At 55.0% G+C, this 431-nt stretch carries 1 protein-coding gene; it reads right to left on the reverse strand.

Features of this window, described 5'->3' with window-relative positions; genetic code table 11:
* Window positions 1-360, reverse strand: a 360-nt coding sequence (locus tag AC1RP4_RS07735) for a hypothetical protein (RefSeq protein WP_481763232.1), incomplete at its 3' end; no start/stop codon positions are given.
* Window positions 361-431 lie beyond the last annotated feature (71 nt).

Below are 431 nucleotides of genomic sequence, written 5' to 3' on the forward strand. Positions count from 1 at the left end.
ATTCAGGGTCGCGTCGATGTTGACGGCCAGTTCCTCAAGTTGCCGGATTTGGCGGTACTTGTTTATGAGTCGCGCACATTTCTGTGCCTCGTCTACGGTCGTGACCGTTGCCTGCGAATCGCGCAGCCATTTACGCGTGCCCTCCGATATCGCGGGGTCCTCGATGAGCAATCGGTAGGCCGGTGTCGTTCCCGTCTCCCGCATGTGGCGCAGCACCACGCTGTATACCTCTTGGCTCTCCGTATAGTTGAAGTACGATTCGTCGATAAGGCTAAGAAGGGTACCGGAAACTCGTTTGTCTTTGTGAGTCAGCGCCCGGAGCGCCGCCAATTCTGCACGTGGACTTGCTTTTGTTGCCATTGATCTAGGTCTATCGTTGAGCTAACTCTTATTTACTGTGCGTCGTGTTCTCTGCTTCGGGGACCGTAGGT

The sequence above is a fragment of the Dellaglioa sp. CoH-56-MRSF-10 genome, from assembly GCF_056782175.1.